Source organism: bacterium (assembly GCA_004299235.1).
In the GTDB taxonomy this organism is placed as follows: Bacteria; Chloroflexota; Dormibacteria; order Dormibacterales; family Dormibacteraceae; genus SCQL01.
The window spans coordinates 277,519-294,695 of the sequence record SCQL01000028.1; the positions used below are offsets into that span (position 1 = coordinate 277,519).

General features: G+C 68.7%; 19 protein-coding genes. 8 read left to right on the plus strand and 11 right to left on the minus strand.

Annotation, left to right across the window (positions count from 1 at the left end; all coding sequences use genetic code 11):
* Positions 1 to 187 precede the first annotated feature (187 nt).
* Positions 188 to 520, minus strand: coding sequence for a hypothetical protein (locus EPN29_09720; protein TAN32432.1), 333 nt, complete (start codon positions 518 to 520; stop codon positions 188 to 190).
* A 180-nt stretch (positions 521 to 700) separates the two neighbouring features.
* Between EPN29_09720 and EPN29_09725 the strand changes: the two genes are divergently transcribed.
* The 4 genes from EPN29_09725 (at position 701) to speB (ending at position 5,823) form a co-directional block, all read left to right on the plus strand.
* Positions 701 to 2,830, plus strand: a complete 2,130-nt coding sequence (locus tag EPN29_09725) for a PAS domain-containing sensor histidine kinase (protein TAN32433.1) — start codon at positions 701 to 703, stop codon at positions 2,828 to 2,830.
* Positions 2,831 to 2,832: 2 nt separating this feature from the next.
* Positions 2,833 to 3,270, plus strand: coding sequence for a response regulator (locus EPN29_09730; protein ID TAN32434.1), 438 nt, complete (start codon positions 2,833 to 2,835; stop codon positions 3,268 to 3,270).
* 158 nt (positions 3,271 to 3,428) lie between these two features.
* On the plus strand, positions 3,429 to 4,802 hold the full coding sequence (locus tag EPN29_09735; GenBank protein ID TAN32435.1) for an aspartate aminotransferase family protein: 1,374 nt from the start codon (positions 3,429 to 3,431) through the stop codon (positions 4,800 to 4,802).
* A 34-nt stretch (positions 4,803 to 4,836) separates the two neighbouring features.
* Positions 4,837 to 5,823, plus strand: coding sequence for an agmatinase (speB, locus tag EPN29_09740; protein TAN32493.1), 987 nt, complete (start codon positions 4,837 to 4,839; stop codon positions 5,821 to 5,823).
* Here speB and EPN29_09745 read toward each other — a convergent pair.
* The 7 genes from EPN29_09745 to EPN29_09775 form a co-directional block, all read right to left on the minus strand.
* Positions 5,820 to 6,650 carry an LLM class F420-dependent oxidoreductase gene (locus EPN29_09745; GenBank protein ID TAN32436.1) on the minus strand — a complete coding sequence of 277 codons (831 nt, stop codon included), beginning with the start codon at positions 6,648 to 6,650 and terminating at the stop codon, positions 5,820 to 5,822. The genes speB and EPN29_09745 overlap by 4 nt on opposite strands.
* 73 nt (positions 6,651 to 6,723) lie before the next feature.
* Positions 6,724 to 7,368, minus strand: a complete 645-nt coding sequence (locus EPN29_09750) for an HD-GYP domain-containing protein (protein TAN32437.1) — start codon at positions 7,366 to 7,368, stop codon at positions 6,724 to 6,726.
* Between the two features lie 53 nt (positions 7,369 to 7,421).
* The gene (locus EPN29_09755) at positions 7,422 to 7,652 is read right to left on the minus strand and encodes a SelT/SelW/SelH family protein (protein ID TAN32438.1); all 231 of its coding nucleotides are present in this window, start codon (positions 7,650 to 7,652) and stop codon (positions 7,422 to 7,424) included.
* A gap of 123 nt (positions 7,653 to 7,775) precedes the next feature.
* Positions 7,776 to 9,044, minus strand: a complete 1,269-nt coding sequence (locus EPN29_09760) for a D-alanyl-D-alanine carboxypeptidase (protein ID TAN32439.1) — start codon at positions 9,042 to 9,044, stop codon at positions 7,776 to 7,778.
* Complete coding sequence (locus tag EPN29_09765; protein TAN32440.1) at positions 9,002 to 9,916, minus strand: metal ABC transporter permease; 915 nt, start codon at positions 9,914 to 9,916, stop codon at positions 9,002 to 9,004. Before EPN29_09765 ends, EPN29_09760 begins: the two co-directional genes overlap by 43 nt.
* Complete coding sequence (locus EPN29_09770; protein TAN32441.1) at positions 9,909 to 10,718, minus strand: ABC transporter ATP-binding protein; 810 nt, start codon at positions 10,716 to 10,718, stop codon at positions 9,909 to 9,911. The genes EPN29_09765 and EPN29_09770 overlap by 8 nt, the downstream gene beginning before the upstream one ends.
* Positions 10,715 to 11,695: an ABC transporter substrate-binding protein gene (locus tag EPN29_09775; GenBank protein ID TAN32442.1), complete on the minus strand. Its 981-nt coding sequence runs from the start codon at positions 11,693 to 11,695 to the stop codon at positions 10,715 to 10,717. Before EPN29_09775 ends, EPN29_09770 begins: the two co-directional genes overlap by 4 nt.
* On the opposite strand from EPN29_09775, the gene EPN29_09780 reads away from it, so the two are divergent.
* Genes EPN29_09780 through EPN29_09795 form a run of 4 tightly spaced genes read left to right on the plus strand, consistent with a single transcriptional unit; the run spans position 11,481 to position 14,806 of the window.
* Entirely contained in the window at positions 11,481 to 12,170 is a 690-nt protein-coding gene (locus EPN29_09780) for a hypothetical protein (GenBank protein ID TAN32443.1), read from the plus strand. The two genes, EPN29_09775 and EPN29_09780, sit on opposite strands and share 215 nt — an antisense overlap.
* A 48-nt stretch (positions 12,171 to 12,218) precedes the next feature.
* Positions 12,219 to 13,250 (plus strand): L-threonine 3-dehydrogenase, encoded by a 1,032-nt coding sequence (locus EPN29_09785; protein ID TAN32444.1) that lies wholly within the window; start codon positions 12,219 to 12,221, stop codon positions 13,248 to 13,250.
* A gap of 14 nt (positions 13,251 to 13,264) precedes the next feature.
* Positions 13,265 to 14,506 carry a glycine C-acetyltransferase gene (locus EPN29_09790; GenBank protein ID TAN32445.1) on the plus strand — a complete coding sequence of 414 codons (1,242 nt, stop codon included), beginning with the start codon at positions 13,265 to 13,267 and terminating at the stop codon, positions 14,504 to 14,506.
* Positions 14,507 to 14,530: 24 nt separating this feature from the next.
* Complete coding sequence (locus EPN29_09795) at positions 14,531 to 14,806, plus strand: hypothetical protein (protein ID TAN32446.1); 276 nt, start codon at positions 14,531 to 14,533, stop codon at positions 14,804 to 14,806.
* A 7-nt stretch (positions 14,807 to 14,813) separates the two neighbouring features.
* Here the strand turns inward: EPN29_09795 and gndA are convergent, their stop codons facing one another.
* The 3 genes from gndA to EPN29_09810 form a co-directional block, all read right to left on the minus strand.
* On the minus strand, positions 14,814 to 16,250 hold the full coding sequence (gene gndA, locus EPN29_09800; protein TAN32447.1) for an NADP-dependent phosphogluconate dehydrogenase: 1,437 nt from the start codon (positions 16,248 to 16,250) through the stop codon (positions 14,814 to 14,816).
* A 212-nt stretch (positions 16,251 to 16,462) separates the two neighbouring features.
* Positions 16,463 to 16,945, minus strand: coding sequence for a CBS domain-containing protein (locus EPN29_09805; protein TAN32448.1), 483 nt, complete (start codon positions 16,943 to 16,945; stop codon positions 16,463 to 16,465).
* Between the two features lie 3 nt (positions 16,946 to 16,948).
* Entirely contained in the window at positions 16,949 to 17,149 is a 201-nt protein-coding gene (locus EPN29_09810) for a rhodanese-like domain-containing protein (protein ID TAN32449.1), read from the minus strand.
* Positions 17,150 to 17,177 lie beyond the last annotated feature (28 nt).

Genomic DNA, 17,177 nt, shown 5'->3' on the forward strand with positions numbered 1-17,177 from the left:
GACGACAGTGGTAAAGGGGATTAGGGGCAGCAGGGCACGGAGCCGCCGGCGCCGGCGCTAACCGCCAGCGTCAAGACCATCGTCGCCGCCAGGATCGCGGCGTACAGAAACTTTCGCATTCATCTCACCTCCTTTTCGGCACAGACCAGTGCCAGGGTCCGGGGTTCCGAAATCGCCGAACGGAGGATCAAGCGACGTTGGCGGCGGCGACGCTGGCCGGGAACCTGGCCCACAAGCGGCCGGCGAGGCCCCAAGCCATCGCCGCCAGCTTCACCCCAGCCAAAACCGCAGCCACCACGCCGAGTCGCAGGACGAGATCGTCAGCTGGCGAGGGGAACGTGCCCAGCGCGATCGCCGATGGCAGCGCCGCCAGCGCCATCGCGGCGGCGGCGACGAGGAGGATGGCGCATGCAAGCCCAGGCCTGGGCTCGGCGAGCCCGGCAGCATCCTCGTCGACGAGGGCTGGCTCGTCCCAGCGGCAGTCGCCGTATGTGCCTTCGATGAGCAGTCTCTCCCACACATAGCCGTCTCCAGCACCCCTCGCGGCCCTGCTACAAGTTACTGCCCGCCTATGTTAACTGAGAATTGCATGAATTAACATAGGCTGTGAGGAGAAGTGGCCAGGAATACTTCTCCCGTGCATGCCTCCTCGGGTCGCCACAGCCGGCCGGCCGGACGAACCTCCACGCCGTCGCCGGGTTTGAGTCTGACCATGACCGGCGCCGGCTTCCGTCGCTGGCGAGCGTTCACGGCCGGGGCGACGATCGCCGCCTGCCTGGCCGCGGCGTTCGTCGCCTGGACGGCGCTGCGGATCGGCGGCGACCGGGCCACGATCGCTGTCGACGACGTCGGCGAGGCGGTGGCGGCGCTGATCGCGGCCGCCAGCTGCGCCCTCGCCGCCGGCCGCGCCTCGGACCGGATCCGCCTCGCGTGGTCGCTGTTCGCGATCTCGGCCGCCACTTGGGGGATCGGCGAGGTCGTCTGGTCGGTGTACGAGGTCGGCCTGGGGGTCAGCGTCCCCTTCCCGTCATGGGCTGACGCTGGGTACCTATCAGCCATCCCGTTGGCCATCGGCGGGGTCTTCGCCTTCACCCCGGCTCCAAGCCGGTTGACCAGCCGTGGAGAGGCACTCCTGGCCGGGGCGATAGTCGCCCTCTCGCTGCTGTTCGTCGCCTGGTCGCTCGGCCTCGCCCGGGTCTACCTGATTTCGCCCGCCTCGCCCGCGGCCCAGCTGATCGGACTGGCGTACCCGCTCGGCGACATCATCACGATCACCGTCCTGACGCTTGCGCTGCGGCGCGGAGCGGCCAGCGCGAACCTCGGCCGCATGCTGCTGCTGCTTGGCGGCCTGGCCGCCAACGCAAGTGCCGACAGCGCTTTCGCCTACCTCACCGCCAACGGCTCGTACGGGGCCCTCGGCGACCTGCTCGATGCGGGTTGGGTGATCGGTTACCTGATGATCGCGCTGGCCCCGCTGTGGCCGGCGGCGGACCATCGCCGCGCCGCGGTCGAAGGGCCGATCGAGCTCTGGCAGCTGGCGCTGCCGTGGGTCGCGTTGCTCATGGCGGCCGTCACGGCCATATGGCTGGCGGCGACCGACCAGCTCCTGGATCGCTTCTCGACCGTACTCGCGGGAGGCATCGGAATCCTGCTCGTGGGCAATCAGCTGCTCTCTCACCGCGACTCGCTCGACCTGCTTCGCCAGAGTCAGCGGACCGAAGCCCGCCTGCAGCGCCGGACCACGCTCCTCAATGAGATCATCGCCCGCGCGCCGCTGGGCATCGCCCGCGTGACTCCGGACATGAACATCGTCGACGCGAACCCTCGCCTGGGATCGCTACTGCACACCGAACCCGTGGAAATGATCGGCACGCCGGTTGCGAGTTACCTGCACCCGGACGAGTTCACGCGCGTCTTCGCCCTGTTCCAACCGCTCTGGAATGGTGCCGTGGACACCATCGAATCGGACAGCAAGGCGATCCGCAAGGACGGCACCACCGTCTGGCTGCACTGGAGCGCGACGAGCGTGAGGAACGCGGCCGGCAAGGTCGCGTACTTCCTGGCGATGTACGAAGACGCCGACGCCGAGCACGCCGCCAACGAGGCGGCGATGGCCCACCTCGCGGGGCTCGAGCGGTTGAATGAGCTGAAGAGCGAGTTCGTCGCCCTGGTCAGCCACGAGTTTCGCACTGCCCTGGTCGGCATCCAGGGCTTCAGCGAGATGATCCGCGACGAAGACCTCCTGATGGAAGAGATCAAGGGATTCGCCGGCGACATCAACAAGGACGCGGAGCGGCTCAACCGGATGATCAACGACATGCTCGACCTCGACCGCATCGAGGCCGGCCGTCTGGTCATGCGCATCGCGCCCTTGAATCTCAACCTGGTGGTCGAGGAGGCGGTCGAGCGAGCCCGCGCCATCAGCTCACGGCACGACATCACGACCCGCCTTGATCACGCTCAGCCGATCGTGCAAGGCGACTCGGATCGCCTCACCCAGGTGCTCTCCAACCTGCTGAGCAACGCGATCAAGTACTCGCCTGACGGCGGCGAGATCACGGTCACGAGCCAGGTCAGTGACGGTCACGTCGAAATCGGCGTGCGAGACCACGGGATCGGAATCACGCCCGACTTCCAGAAGCGCCTTTTCGGGCGCTATGAGCGATATGAGAAGACGAGCAGCAAGATCATCGGCACCGGGCTCGGCCTGGCGATCACCCGTCAGATCGTCGAGATGCACGGAGGGCGCATCTGGGTGGACAGCTGTGCCGGCTCAGGCACCGAGTTCCACTTCACGCTGCCGCTGGGGCACGCACGGGGAGCCGGATAGCGATGAGCGGGCGCGTGCTGATCGTGGACGACGAGCCGGCGAACCTGTTGCTTCTGGAGAGCTACCTGGCCGGCACCGTGGACGTGATCCGTGTGCTGAGCGACTCACGCCAGGTCGAGCAGGTCTTCGCCGAATTCGAACCCGACCTGCTCCTGCTCGACCTGCACATGCCCGACCCCGACGGGCTGGAGGTGCTGCGCCGCCTCCGCAGCGCGCGGTTGAGCCTCGGCTTCCTCCCCGTCATCGTGCTCACCGGGGACACCGGGCATGTGGCGCGAAACAGCGCCCTCATCCTGGGCGCGGACGAATTCCTGATCAAGCCTCTCGACCGGCAGGAGGTCGTCCTGCGCGTCCGCAACCTGCTTCAGACCCGCCAGCTTTACGTCGATCTGGCCAGAGCCAACGCGGCGTTGCAGGACCAGGCCCAACCGCCCAAATAGGCCGAGTCACACCCGGTTCATGACGGGAGACTCAAATTCGCGACAATTGCAGTTCCGCGGCCGATCGCTGTCAAGGCAGCCGAAGGTCCCGGGGCGCGCGAGAGCGGCGCTCGGGCCGGGCGAGCCCTGGGCGCGCATTCACGGGGAGGGCGGATTTTATGGCGACAACGACCACCAAAGAGGTGCCGGCCGCGCGCGTCGCGGAACTCATCCAGGGTGAGGAGGAACGCTTCCGCCAGGCGCGGCCGCGCTCCCATCAGCTGTGGACGGAGGCTCGTGGCGTGCTGCCGCGCGGCGTCCCCTCGTCGTTCCAAGACGCCTCCCCGCAGCCGATATTCATGGCCCGCGGGCGCGGTAGCCGGGCGTGGGACGTGGACGGGAACGAGTACGTCGACTTCCACAACGGCTTCGGCGTCATGGTGGTCGGCCACGCGCATCCCAAGATCGTCGACGCGGTCAGCCGCCAGATCGCCCAGGGCTCGCACTTCGCGCAGCCGGTCGAGGATGGCGTGGTCGTGGCGCGCGAGCTGGCCCGCCGATTCGGTCAACCGAAGTGGCGGTTCACCAACTCGGGGACCGAATCGACACTAGACGCGGTCCGGATCGCCCGCGGCTTCACCGGCCGCGAGCGGCTGATCAAGATCGAGGCCTCCTACCACGGCCACCATGACGCGCTCATGGTCTCGGTCGAGCCACCGCCCGCCCTGATGGGCGCGGCCGACGCCCCGGCCTCGGTCCCGCAGAGCGAGGGCATCCCCGCCGCCATCGTCGCGCTGACGACGGTCGTGCCCTTCAACGACCCGGCCGCCCTGGAGAAGGCGTTCGCGCGGCACCGCGATGAAGTGGCCGCGGTGATCGTCGAGCCCGCGATGATGAACGTCGGCATCGTGCTGCCCGACCGCGGCTATCTCGACGCGATCAAGGAGATCGCCCACCGCCACGGCGCGCTGTTGATCTTTGACGAGGTCAAGACCGGCGTGACGATCGCGCCCGGCGGCGCCACCGAGCGCTTCGGCACCACCCCCGACCTGGTGGCGCTGGCCAAGGCCATCGGGGGTGGGCTTCCGTGCGGCGCAGTGGGCGGGCGCGAGGACGTGATGGCGGTGATCGAGGACAAGCGCGTCGCCCAGATGGGCACGTTCAACGGCAACCCCCTGACCATGGCCGCCTCCAGGGTGACGCTGCTGGAGATCCTGGACCCGGCCGCGTACGCGCATTTCGACGCCCTGGCCGAGTCGCTGCAGGGCGGGTTGGACGCGATCATCGCCGAACACGAGCTGCCTTTTCACGTCACCACGCTGGCTGCGCGCGGCGGCATGACCTATCGCGCCCGCCGGGTTCGCAACTACCGCGACTACCTCGAGATCGACAGGTCGCTCGCCTACCTGAGCTGGCTGTACCAGTGCAACCGCGGCGTGCTCATGGCGCCCGGCGCCGAGGAGAACTGGACCCTGTCAGTCCAGCACTCGGTCGACGACGTTCAGCGATACGTCGACAACTTCGCCGAGATGGCCAAAGACCTGCGTTCCTGATCGGGTGGGCAACGCTCGGCCGCGCACCGGAGGCATGTTCGGACCTGACGTGACCTTCCTCGGCGTGGAGCGGTGCGACCTCGACCAACCCTCCACTTTCGAAGGTGCGGAGGTCGTGATCATCGGCGCGCCCTATGACGCCGGCGCCTCGTATCGCGCCGGGGCGCGCTTCGGGCCCAAGATGATCCGGACCACCGACTACCTGCCCCACGACTCGTCGCGACCGCACCTGGCGCTTCGCGTCGACCCGCTCCGGCAGCTGCGTGTGGTGGATGCCGGCGACATCGAGATGCCCGGTGTCGAGGCCAGGGTGCCGCTGGACGCCCTCGAGAACGCGGTGCGGATGGCGACCGAAGCCGGGGCGATCCCGTTGATCCTGGGCGGCGATCACACGATCACCTGGCCGAACGTGACGGGCGTCGCGCGCGCCAAGGGCTGGGGCCGCGTGTCGGTGATCCATTTCGACGCGCACGCAGACGCCGGCTCGATCCAATTCGGCAGCCTGATCGGCCACGGGCTGCCCATGCGCCGGCTCATCGAGTCCGGCGCGTGCCGCGGCGACCGCTTTCTCCAGATCGGCCTGCGCGGCTACTGGCCGGAGCCGGAAACCCTGCGGTGGATGGCCGAGCAGCGCATGCGGTCGTTCGAGATGCACGAGGTGGTGCGGCGCGGCCTCGACGCGGTGCTCGAGGAGGCGTTCGCCATCGCCGTCGACGACTGCGATGGCGTTTTCGTCTCCGTCGACCTGGATGTGGTCGACCCCGGCATGGCGCCGGGGACCGGCACGCCCGAACCCGGCGGGCTGACGGGCCGCCAGCTGCTGGACGCCGTGCGACGCATCGCGATCGAGCTGCCGGTGGTCGGGATCGACGTGGTCGAGGTGTCACCGCCCTACGACGCGGCCGAGATCACCGCCTTCCTCGCCAATCGGGTCGTGCTGGAGATGCTTTCCGGGATCGCGTTTCGCCGGCAGGGCGGCACCTGGGCCTCGATCCCCGGCACCCTCCTGGAGGGCCGTTAGCCCAAGAACGGCTGGATCAGCCGGCCGAGCTCCTCGAGCTTGGTGAGCGCCAGGTCCCTGCCGTCAGGCGGGACGTAAAAGATGCACCGTTCGACCCCCGCTTCAGCGACTCGCTCGATGTCGGCGGCCGTGGCTTTCGGGTAGTACGAGACCGGTATGTGGCCGCGGCCCGCCGCCTCCGCCAGCTCGCGGAGCTCGGGGATCCGCTCGATGACGTCGCCGCGATTCGGCATCCAGCCGTCGGCGTAGCGCACCACACGCTCCAGGATCTTCGGGCCGCTGCCTCCCAGGACGACGGGCGGGTGCGGCCTCTGGACCGGCTTCGGCCAGCTCCACAGGGGGCCGAAGTCGACCATGTCGCCGTGGTACTCGGCTTCCTCCCAGGTCCAGATGGCCTTCATCGCCTCGACGCGCTCACGCATGAGCTGCCATCGCCGGCGGAAGTCCGTGCCGTGGTCGGCCATCTCTTCGCGATTCCAGCCGCCACCGATACCGAAGATGAACCGGCCGTTGGAGATGCGGTCCACGCTGGCGACCTCCTTGGCGGTGTGGATCGGATCGCGCTGGGACACCAAGCAGATGCCGGTGGCCAGCAGCAGCGTCCTCGAAGCCAGCGCCGCCGCGGTCAGCGCGATGAACGGGTCGAGCGTGTGCCAGTAGTGCTTGGGGAGCTCCGCGCCGCCCGGCCACGGAGTCTGCCGGTTCGCCGGGATGTGCGAATGCTCGGCGACCCACAGCGACTCGAATCCCAGCTGCTCGGCGGCCGGCGCCAGCTCCGACATCGAGATCGCGTAGTCGGTGGGAAAGATGGCGACGCCGAACTTCATTCTTTAATGGTGACGGGTCGCCGCCCGCGGCACGGTTCAGCCTCGGGCGACACGAACGCGAAACGCAGCCGGCTCAAACCGCCCGAAGCGTCGCCGAATCGAGAGCCCGCAGCAGCGCGCCGACGACTCTGGGGTCGAGGCGCTCGACCGCCTCCTCCAGCAGCACCCGACGCGCCGCCCACGGACTGCAGGCTTTCCGGTACGGCCGGTCGGACGTCAGCGCGTCGTAGGTGTCGGCGACGGCCACGATGCGCGCTTCGATCGGGATGGCTTCGCCCACGAGCCCGTATGGGTAGCCGCTGCCGTCCAGGCGCTCGTGGTGGTAGAGCACGGCGCCCACCTCGCGCTTCGCCTGGGCGCCACCCCCGAAGATCGAGAGGCCCATCTCGGGATGCGTCTTGACGAGGGTCCACTCGGACTCGTCGAGCGAAGAGCCCTTGCCGAGGATGGCGTCCGGGACGCCGAGCTTGCCGACGTCATGCAGGAGGCCCGACCGCGCCAGCACGCGAAGCTCGGCCGCGGTCATCGCCAGCTCACGCCCGATGCGCACGCACAGCTGCGCGACACGACGGTTATGGCCGAGCGCTTCGCGATCCTTGACCAAGAGGCCAAGCGCCACGACCTCGTCGAGCCAGCCTTCGAAATGCGGTGCCGGCGAGCGTGCAACCACAGGGACGCCCTCCCACGAGGCCTGCCGGGCCTCGTTACCGAACAGCAGATTGCGCTAGTACCACAACGATCGACCGGGCGCCCCGGGTCGCACCCGGCCGGTTACGGGGTCGAGGAATTGCGCCAATCCAGCGGCGGGCCCAGCTTCTTTTCGAACAGTGCGGCCACCTCCCCACGGTTGGGGAAGCGGCGCAGCTTGGCCTTACTGAACACCCGCTCCCCGTCGAGGGTGACCTCGAAGCGGCCGCCGCTGCCGCTTCGCAGCTCGACGGCGCGCATGATCGGCGCCCACCGGCTCAGAAGCTCGTTCGCCAGGCTCACGGCCTGCTCCAGGTGGTCTCAAGGAACGCAAAACTCGATCTGCGCCTCGTGCAAGGGAGTGATCATTGCCTGCCCACGATGATACCCAGCGGCGGGAGGTGGCCTGGGTCAGAGAGCTTGCCGCGGCACGCCAGGTCAGGAGAGGGTGAGCCGGGTCAGCCTCCACAACCGGCCCGGCGGGTAGAGCGGGCCGGCGGTCACCAGCGGGACGTCCAGGCTGTAATCGCCCAGCACCACGTGCTCACTGCCCTCACGGGTGCCTGCCGGCAAGGGCCTGTCGACGACGATCGCGCCGGCGTCCAGGCGCTGGCGCAGCACCATGCCCGGCCACTCAGCCAGGTCGACGTCCACGGTCGACACCAGGTCGGTCTGACCGCCCCACGGTGTGGTGTAGCTGGCGATCGACTGGTTCCGCGCGATGACACGGCGGACGTGAAGGGCCGGCTGCATCGAGGCGATGAGCGCCCTGGCGGCCGAGAACGCGACGGCCAGGGTGGGCTGGCCCATGACGCAGCCGTAGATGACGATCGGGTGGCCGTCAACCGGCACGCTGGCGGCGAAGAGGAAATTGGCGCCGTCCTTCAAACCGGAACCCGTCTTGATGCCGATGATCCCGCTCTGGCCGAGCACGCCGTCGACGTTGTAGACCGTACCCGCCACGGGCAGCTCGGCCTGGGCCATGCCGACGATCTGCGCAAAGACCGGTTGCTTCATGGCGGCCATGCCCAGGGCCACCAGGTCGGCCGGCGTGCTCGTGGTGCCGGCCGACGCCCCGCTCGTGTCCGCGAACGTCGTGTGCGTCAGGTGCAGCTCCCGTGCGCGGGCGTTCATCTTGGCGACGAAAGCGTCGATCGTCCCCGCATCCCATCGCGCGAGCGTTTCGGCCAGGTTGTTGCCGGAGGGGATGAGCATTCCCTGCAGGGCCTGGAGCTCGGTGAGCTGCTCGCCGGCCTGGACCCGGACCACGGACTGCCTGTCCGCCAGGTCGGCCCTGTAGCCGTCGACGTCAACTTGGTCGATCGTGATGAGAGGACCCGGGTCGTTCTTCTGGAGCGGCTTGTCCTCGAGGATGACCAGCGCCGTCATCACCTTGGTCACGCTCGCGGGCGGGATCGGCTGCTCGTCACCGGAGCTGGCGACCAGGCCCAGGTCCGAAACGCCCAACGCCCCCGAGCCTCGGCTCGGCCACGAAATGCTGGGAGCCGTGCCCGGCACGGCGTCTGACGCGGGCAGCGACCCCCTGGCGGCGACGGCGGGGATCGGACGCAGGTAGTTCCAGGCGGCCAGGCCGGCAACGGCCAACAGCAGCACCACCCCGATCCGCAGCCGCATGGAGGCAAACCATAGCGAACCGGCTGCGGCTAACCCAGGGCGGCGCCCTCGGTCACGGATCGCCTCGGCCATCGATGCCGGGCCGATTCCGCGACGCGGACGGCGACGTAGGTGGCGAACGCCAGCGAGGTGATGAAGAAGCTGACCGGGTGGGGTGAGTAGTAGGCGATCGCGAGCCCCAGCCAGGTGAAGACGAGCGCCAACCCGACGCCCGTGAGGATCGCGGCCAGCGGCCGGCTGGTGAAACGCACGGCGATCGCCGCCGGCGTGACGATCAGAGCGAAGATCAACAGCACGCCCACCACCTGAACCGCCTCGGTGACCGCCACCGCCAGGATCGCCATGAAGGCGATGGACAGCGCGGTGACCGGCACACCCTTGGCGCTGGCCAGCTCCTCGTCCACCGACGCGAAGAGCATTGGGCGGTAGACCGCGACCAGGCCCCCGACCGTGACCAGCCCGGCGACGAGCGAGACCACCACGTCGCCGGAGCTGATGCCGAGGATCTCACCGAATAGCAGGGCGTACGCCTCGGTCGCGTAGCCCCGGTACAGCGAGATGAACAGCACGCCTAGACCGAGCGTCCACGCAAGCACGATGCCGATCGTCACGTCGCGGCCCCGCAGGCGGCTGCCGAGCGCGCCGATCGTCACCCCGCTCGTCAGGGTGAAGGCCAGCAATCCGAAAACCGGGTTGAGACCGAGGACCACCGCGCCGGTCGCCCCGGCGAAGCCGATGTGAGAAAGGGCGTGGGCGGCGAACGCGGAGCTCCTCAAGACGACGAAGTAGCCGATCGCGCCGGCCACCACCGCGACGATGGTCCCCGCCTCGAAAGCGTGGACCATGAACTCGTAGTGGAAGAGGGCGGCGAGGTCGTCGAACAGGTTCCAGCTGAGCTGCGGCGAGCTGTTGGCGATGGTGAGATGCACGGCCAGCTCACGCATGCGGATGGCTGACCTCCTCTTCGAGCCCGACCACGAACACGCGCCCACGGCTGTCCTTCAGCACCTCGACCGGCGAGGAGTAGATCTCAGACAGGCGCTGGGAGGTGATGATCTCTGACGGCCGGCCCATCGCGAGCCTGCCGTGGGCGATGTACAGGACATGGTCGATGTACGGCAGGAGCGGATTCACGTCGTGCGCGATGAGCAGCACGGTCAGGCCGCGGTCGCGTGCGACGTCGCTGATGAGCTGGACGATGGCGCCCTGGTGGCGCACGTCGAGATGCGACAGGGGCTCGTCCATCAAAAGAAGACGTGGCCCGCCGACCAGGGCCTGCGCGAGCAGCAACCTCTGCTGCTCCCCTCCCGACAGGCGTCCGAGCTGGCGGTCCGCGTAACCGCCCGCGCCGACCGCGGCAATCGATGCGTCCGACGCCGCCACCGCTCGGGCGCGCCCGTTGATGCGCACTCCCCAGCGGTGGCCGTCCACTCCCAGCCCGACGAAATCCCGACCTCTCATCGAGAGCTCGGGGTCGAATGCGGAACCCTGCGGGATATAGCCGATGCTCGGGTTGCCGCGACGCGGGGGCGCGCCCAAGACCTCCAGCCGGCCGGCAGCCGGCTCCAGCCGGCCGAGGATCAGCCTGATCAGGGTCGACTTGCCGGCGCCGTTCGGGCCCAGGACCGCGCTGAACGAGCCGGTCGGAATGGAGAACGTGGCGCCCGCCCAGATCGGGTGCGCACCGTAGCTCGCGGCCAGGCTGTGCGCGGCGATCGCGACGCCCGCCTCGCTCTGGCGGCTCATCGCGCGGCGGCCAGCGCGCTCTCGAGGCTGACGAGCTGAGCGACCTGCCAGTCCTGAAACAAGGCGCCGTCCGGATGGAGGGTTTCCGATACGCCCACGGACGGAATGTGATGCGCCGCCGCGATCTGCCTGATGTTGGTCGTCACGGCGGTCGCCGTCTGCACGTTGTAGAGCAGGACTTTGATGTGGTTGCCCGCGACCTGGTCCTGGAAGGTGACCACGGCCGAGGCCGGCGGGTCATTGCCCTGGGCGACGGCGTCCATGAATTCCGGCGGGGTGGTGAGCGCGAGCCCAAGCGCTGAAGCCATGTACACGACGACGCTTTCGGTCGAGCCAATCGGCGTGCCGCCGAACCTGTGCTTGATTGCGGCGATCTCGTCCAGGTAAGGCTTGAGCGCAACGGCGAAATCCCGCCGTCGCTGGTCGAAGTAGCCGGCGTCGCCGGGGTCGATCGACCTGTAGGCGGCTGTGATCCTGTCCGCGACGGCGACGACGTAGGCCGGGTCGTACCAGAAATGCGGGTTGTCCCCGGCCTTGCGCCCCAGGAGCTCCGCCACGTTCAGCACCTGGCGGTGATCGCTCCCGCCCGCCTCGAGCAGCTTGCGGCCCCAGTCGTCGTAGCCGGCGCCGTTGAGGATGACCAGGTCCGCTTCGGCGAATGCACGCGCGTCGTTGGTGCTGCTCTCGTATTCGTGCGGGTCCGCGTTCGGGTCCGTGACCACGCTCTGGACATCGACCTTCGAACCACCGAGCTGGCCGGCGATGCTGCCCCAGAAGCTCTCGCCGGCCACGACGTGGACCGAGCCCGATGGGCTCTGGGCCGATCCACCGCACGCGACCGCGAGGACGAGCAGGCAAGCTGCCAGCGCCGTCTGGCCGGCAGCTCGCACGGCGCGCGCCCGGCTGACCCAAAGGCGCCCGGCGCGCGCCCGGCTGACCCAAGGGCGCCCTGCGCGCGCCCGGCCCGTCCCACCCATGGCGCAAGAGTATTGCACAACTGACTTGCGCAACCCTTTTGCGTATATTGCTCTCGTGGCCAGGCCAAGCCCCGTCAGCGACCGGGTCAAAGAGCTGTTCGCGGCCGGGCGCGGACAGGCGGCGCCGCCCCACCTCGAGCGCCGCCACCTCTGGTCGATCGACGAGCTGCACGAGGCGGTGGTCAAGGCGCTCGGCGCGGCCGATTACTCCACCGTGTTCAGGGCGGTGTCGAGCCTGGAAAAGGACGGCCTCGTCCACCGCGTCGACATCGGCGACGGCAAGGTGCACTACGAGCTGGCGGACGAGCACCACGAGCACATCCGGTGCGACGCCTGCGGGCGGGTCGTCGAGGTCCCAGGCTGCGTGCTCGAGAACGCCTCCTCGGCCGTGAGGAGCAGCACCGGGTTCAAGGTCACCAGCCACCAGCTGCTCTTCGGCGGCATCTGCCCGGACTGCGCCGCGTTCCATAAGTAGCCGCCAGGCTGCGAGCTCAGCACCGCGTCGAGCCGTATCCTGCCAGCAGTGAAAGCGCTGGTCAAAGCCGGGGCCGGGCCGGGTCTGTGGCTCCAGGACGTGCCTGAACCGAAGCCCGGCCCAGGCGAGGTCCTGATCCGCGTCCTGCGCACCGGGATCTGCGGCACCGATCTGCACATCGAGCAGTGGAACGAGTGGGCGCAGGCGACGATTCATCCGCCTCTGGTCATCGGGCACGAGTTCGTCGGCGAGGTGGTGCGGCTGGGCGAGGGCGTCGCCTCCGTGCACCCCGGCGAGATCGTCGGCGCCGAGGGCCACATCGTCTGCGGCCGCTGCCGCAACTGCATGGCCGGGCGCCGTCACCTATGTGCGAACACCAAGGGGATCGGCGTGCAGCGCGATGGCGCGTTCGCGGAGTTCATCGTCATGCCCGCGGGCAACCTCTGGCCGCACCTGACCAAGATCGACCTCGACGTCGCCGCCATCTTCGATCCGTTCGGCAACGCGGTCCACACCGCCACCCAGTTCCGGGTCGTCGGCGAGGATGTGCTGGTCACGGGCGCCGGCCCCATCGGCATCATGGCGGCGCAGGTCGCCCGTCACAACGGCGCCCGGTTCGTCGTCATCACCGACGTGAGCGACTACCGGCTCGAGCTTGCGCGCAAGGCCGGCGTGACGCTGGCCGTCGACGCCCGCACGACGACACTGGCGCAGGTGCAGGCTCAGCTGGGCATGAAAGAGGGCTTTGATGTCGGCTTCGAGATGTCCGGCCAGCCCAGCGCGCTGCGCGACATGATCGCCAACATGTCACACGGCGGCCGCATCGCCATCCTCGGCCTGCCAGACCACGAATTCGCCATCGACTGGACGCAGGTGGTCTTCAAGATGCTCACGGTCAAAGGCGTGTACGGCCGCCAGATCTTCGAGTCCTGGTACGAGATGTCCGTGTTCACGCAGACCGGCCTGGACATCTCGCCGGTCATCACGCACCGCTTTCCGTATCACCAGTTCGAGCAGGCCTTCGCCGTGGCGCACTCAGGTCGGTGCGGCAAGGTCGTGCTGGACTGGACGGCGACCTAGCCCGGAGTTCTGCCATGTTCGACCGAATGCGATCCCACCTGGTTACGCAGCTCGAGGAGATCCGCGACGCCGGCCTGGAAAAGCAGGAGCGGGTGCTCACCGGGCCGCAGGGCTCGGTGGTCGGCGTCGTCGAGGAGGAGTCCCTGGCGGGCGCCGCGCCCCGCGAGGTGCTGAACCTCTGCGCCAACAACTACCTCGGCCTGGCCGACCACCCCGCCGTGGTCGCCGCGGCCAAAGAGGCGCTCGACCGCTGGGGCTACGGCATGGCGTCGGTGCGGTTCATCTGCGGGACGCAGGAGATCCACAAGGAGCTCGAGGCCGCGCTCACCGACTTCCTCGGCACCGAGGACACCATCCTGTATTCATCGTGCTTCGACGCCAACGGAGGCATCTTCGAAGCCTTGCTGGACGAGCGCGACGCGGTCATCTCCGACGCTCTGAACCACGCCAGCATCATCGACGGCATCCGCCTGTGCAAAGCGCGGCGCCTCCGCTACTCGAATCGCGACACCGCCGACCTCGAGCGCCAGCTCAGGGACAGTGCCGATGCGCGCTTCCGACTGGTGGTCACAGACGGGGTCTTCTCGATGGACGGCCACCTCGCCCCGCTGCCTGAGATCTGCGAGCTGGCGGACCGCCACGACGCCCTGGTCATGGTCGACGACTCGCATGCGGTCGGGTTCATGGGCGCGAACGGGCGTGGCTCGCACGAGCACCATGGGGTGATGGGCCGCATCGACGCGATCACCGGCACGCTGGGCAAAGCGCTCGGCGGCGCCAGCGGCGGCTACGTCTCCGGGCGCCGGGAGCTGGTGGCCATGCTGCGGCAGCGTTCGCGTCCCTACCTCTTCTCCAACTCGGTCGCACCCGCGATCGTGGCGGCGAGCCTCAAGGTACTCGAGCTGCTGCGGTCCGCCGGCGATCTCCGGCAGCGCCTTCGCGACAACACAGCATTCTTCCGTTCGCAAATGGCCGAAGCCGGCTTCGACATCATTCCCGGCGACCATCCGATCGTGCCCGTCATGGTCGGAGACGCGGCGCTGGCCGGCAGGATGGCCGCGACGATGCTCGAGAAGGGCGTGTACGTGGTCGGCTTCTCCTTCCCCGTCGTGCCGCAGGGCAAGGCCCGGATCCGCACCCAGGTATCGGCCGCGCACTCGCGAGACGACCTGGAGCGGGCGGTCAAGGCGTTCGTCGAAACCCGGGCGGCGATGAACCACCATCCCCGAGCAGGAGCGGCACCGGCTCCGGGGTAGGCTCCGTCTGAGACACTGGCGGCGGTGCGCGGCTTCATCTTCGGGCTCGTCCTCATCGCGGCCCTGGCCTTGACCATCCTGTCGCTGAGGCCGGGCGGCATGCGGCGGCAGCTAACCTTCGCCGCCCGCCGCCTTCGGATCGTCCTGGTGCTCGGCGGGATCTTTCTGGCCGGCTCCACGATCATCCGGCTTGCCTTCCCCGAGGGACCGGTCGCGGACTACGGACCTTCTGCCCTCGCCATCCTCCTGGGCGTGACGTTCCTGGTCGTCGCGCAGGACCCCACCGCCGCCAAGCGGTAGCCGGGCGCTACTCGATGCGGACCTCGGTCCCATCCTGGGCCCAGCGCGTGTGGAACGCCCCATCGCGATCCAGGCGGTGGTAGGTGTGCGCCCCGAAATAGTCGCGCAGGCCCTGGATGAGATTGGCCGGGCCGCGAGCACGCCTGTACCCGTCGTAGTAGGCGAGCGACGAGGCGAACGCGGGGATCGGCACGCCCCGATCCACCGCCTGGTTGACGACCCGCCGCCACGGCCCCTGCGCGGCCGCCAGCGCCGCCTGGAAAAAAGGAGCGAGCATCAGGTTCGGCAGCTCGGGCGATTCGGCGTAAGCCTCTTTGATGCGATCGAGGAACTGGGCCCGGATGATGCAGCCGCCCCGCCAGATCGTCGCCAGCGCGCCGAGGTCGAGATCCCACCCGTACTCTTTCGAACCCGCCCTCAGGTGCTCGAACCCCTGCGCGTAGGCCACGATCTTGGCGGCGTACAGCGCGTCCCTGACGTCGTCGATCAGTCCGGGATCCGCCTTGGCCGGCCCACTCACCGGCGGCCCCGCGAGGATGCCCGAAGCTTGAACCCGCTCCGCCTTCTGGCTCGAGAGCATGCGGGCGAAGACGGCCTCGGTGATTCCGGTCAGCGGCACGCCGAGCTCGAGCGCGGACTCGCTCGTCCATCGGCCGGTGCCTTTCTGCTCGGCCTGGTCGATGATCGCGTCGACCAGGGCCGACCGCGGACCATCGTCGCGCTGGGCCAGGACGCCGGCCGTGATCTCGATCAGGTAGGACTGGAGCCGGCCCTCATTCCACTCGCGGAAGACGGATGACAGCTGCGCCGGCGTCAGCCCAAGCGCCTCGCGGAGGAGGTCATAGGTCTCGGCGATCAGCTGGATGTCCGCGTACTCGATGCCGTTGTGGACCATCTTGACGAAATGGCCCGCGCCGTCGGGGCCGATGTAGGCGCAGCACGGGACGCCGTCGACCTTGGCGGACATCGCGGTCAGCATCGCCTCGACGCGCTGGTATGACTCGCGGCTTCCGCCCGGCATGATGCTCGGCCCGCGCAGGGCGCCCTCCTCCCCACCCGAGACGCCGGCGCCGATGAAGCCGAACCCGGCCTTCTCCGCGGCGGCGGCGCGGCGCCGCGTGTCGTGGAAGAGCGAGTTGCCTCCGTCGATGATCGTGTCACCGGGCTCGAGCACCTTGGACAGCGAATCGATCGCTTCGTCGACCGCTGATCCGGCTTTCACCATCAGGAGGATGGCTCTTGGGGGCTTGAGGATCCGAGCGAGCTCATCCAGGGAACCGGCGGGGCGCAAGTCACCTTCGCCGCCGTGTGCGGCCATGAAGTCGTCGGTGCGCTGTTGCGTGCGGTTGTAAACGGCGACGCGGACCCCGCGCGAGGCGAGATTGCGCGCCAGGTTCTGGCCCATCGTGGCCAGGCCGACGACCCCTAACTCCTGCCGTTGCATCTGCACAGGTTATTCGGAGCCGGCCGCGCGCAAGGCGCCCTGATGAATCGGTCAGCCGCCGTGGGGATGCGGCTGCGGCTTGGACTGAGCCAGGGCGACGTTCAGGCACTCGTGGCAGATCACGTGCCGGCACTCGGGCTCCTCGCAATACGCGCAGACCTCAACTGTCTTGCCGCACGTCGCGCACCTGATGGCGGTGGCCACCTTCTCGCTCAACTTTCCCCTCCGGCCAACCGTGTCGCGTCCGCCTTCAGCAGCAGGCCCACGAGCCTGCCGTCCGAAGTCGTGACCGGCGAGCTTTCGAGATCATGCTCGACCATGAAGCGGGCCATCTCCTTGATCGAGACATAGGGGCGGAAGGTGCTCGGGCCGGGCCGCATAGCCTGCTCCATCATCAGGTCGGGGTCCTGGTCGAGCTGCTTCGACCGCAGCAGGCCCAGCACCACCCGCTCGTCGTTGATCACGACCGCGGCCTCCCAGCCCGCCGCGCGGGCCCGATCGCGGACATCACCGAGCCGGTCCGTCAGGCCGCAGACGGGAACGTCCTTGCGAGAGACGTCGCCCGCGCGTGGATGGCGTGAGTTCTCACCTTCGGTCGGCAGACCGGCGGCCATCCAGTCGAGCTTCCCCGCCTTGTACTCATAGACTTCCCGGAAGCCCAGCGTCTCGAGCCGCGCCGCGGCCCTTGGCGCCATGTCTCAAGCGGAGTCCCAGCAGTAGACGATGATCGCCCGGTTGCGGTCGAGCGTCGCCGCCTCCTTCTCGAGATGGCGCAGCGGGTGGCTGACCGCGCCCGGTAGGTGATCCTCCGCGTATTCCTCCGCCGGCAGGACCTCGACCAGTTGAGCGCCTCGCTCGACCATCCCCTGGACCTGTGCGCGGTCGATCCGCGTCGTCATCTCGAGTCCAATGCTAGACGCCGCTCAC

Coding starts and splice junctions, on each gene's coding strand:
- EPN29_09730 (TAN32434.1), top strand. CDS start 2,833: ATGAGCGGGCGCGTGCTGATCGTGGACGACGAGCCGGCGAACCTGTTG.
- EPN29_09735 (TAN32435.1), top strand. CDS start 3,429: ATGGCGACAACGACCACCAAAGAGGTGCCGGCCGCGCGCGTCGCGGAA.
- speB (TAN32493.1), top strand. CDS start 4,837: ATGTTCGGACCTGACGTGACCTTCCTCGGCGTGGAGCGGTGCGACCTC.
- EPN29_09745 (TAN32436.1), bottom strand. CDS start 6,650: ATGAAGTTCGGCGTCGCCATCTTTCCCACCGACTACGCGATCTCGATG.
- EPN29_09760 (TAN32439.1), bottom strand. CDS start 9,044: ATGGCCGAGGCGATCCGTGACCGAGGGCGCCGCCCTGGGTTAGCCGCA.
- EPN29_09765 (TAN32440.1), bottom strand. CDS start 9,916: ATGCGTGAGCTGGCCGTGCATCTCACCATCGCCAACAGCTCGCCGCAG.
- EPN29_09770 (TAN32441.1), bottom strand. CDS start 10,718: ATGAGCCGCCAGAGCGAGGCGGGCGTCGCGATCGCCGCGCACAGCCTG.
- EPN29_09780 (TAN32443.1), top strand. CDS start 11,481: ATGCTGCCCCAGAAGCTCTCGCCGGCCACGACGTGGACCGAGCCCGAT.
- EPN29_09775 (TAN32442.1), bottom strand. CDS start 11,695: ATGGGTGGGACGGGCCGGGCGCGCGCAGGGCGCCCTTGGGTCAGCCGG.
- EPN29_09790 (TAN32445.1), top strand. CDS start 13,265: ATGTTCGACCGAATGCGATCCCACCTGGTTACGCAGCTCGAGGAGATC.
- gndA (TAN32447.1), bottom strand. CDS start 16,250: ATGCAACGGCAGGAGTTAGGGGTCGTCGGCCTGGCCACGATGGGCCAG.
- EPN29_09805 (TAN32448.1), bottom strand. CDS start 16,945: ATGGCGCCAAGGGCCGCGGCGCGGCTCGAGACGCTGGGCTTCCGGGAA.
- EPN29_09810 (TAN32449.1), bottom strand. CDS start 17,149: ATGACGACGCGGATCGACCGCGCACAGGTCCAGGGGATGGTCGAGCGA.